Source organism: Xanthomonas sp. SHU 199, assembly GCF_000364665.1.
GTDB classification, from domain to species: domain Bacteria; phylum Pseudomonadota; class Gammaproteobacteria; order Xanthomonadales; family Xanthomonadaceae; genus Xanthomonas_A; species Xanthomonas_A sontii.
This window is the reverse complement of sequence record NZ_AQOI01000760.1, coordinates 1-322: the sequence shown is the minus strand read 5'-3', so window position 1 is coordinate 322 and position 322 is coordinate 1. Positions and strand designations below refer to the sequence as shown.

General features: G+C 76.7%; 1 protein-coding gene. It reads left to right on the top strand.

Annotation, left to right across the window (positions count from 1 at the left end; translation table 11 throughout):
• Nucleotides 1-220: STAS domain-containing protein (locus tag D183_RS0121000; protein ID WP_017910727.1), on the top strand; the 220-nt coding region annotated here is incomplete at its 5' end.
• Between the last annotated feature and the right edge of the window lie 102 nt (nucleotides 221-322).

Below are 322 nucleotides of genomic sequence, written 5' to 3'. Positions count from 1 at the left end.
GCTGCGCGCGCTGCCGGGCGCACGCGCGCTGGACCTGCAGGCCGTCTCGCGGGTGGACAGCGCCGGCCTGGCGCTGCTCGCCGAACTTGCCGCGCGCCTGCGTGCCCAGGGCCAGGCCCAGGTCGCCATCCATGGCGCCCCGGCCGGCCTGACCGACCTGAGCGCCGCCTACCGGCTGGCCTCGACCCTGGACTTCCACTCTCCCCCTGCGGCGAGCTGACACATGAACGTGCTGCGTATCCTTACCTCCCTGACCCTGGCCGCCGCCCTGGGCGCCTGCGCTGGCGCGCCCAAGCGCACATCGCCGCCGCCGCCGCCGCCG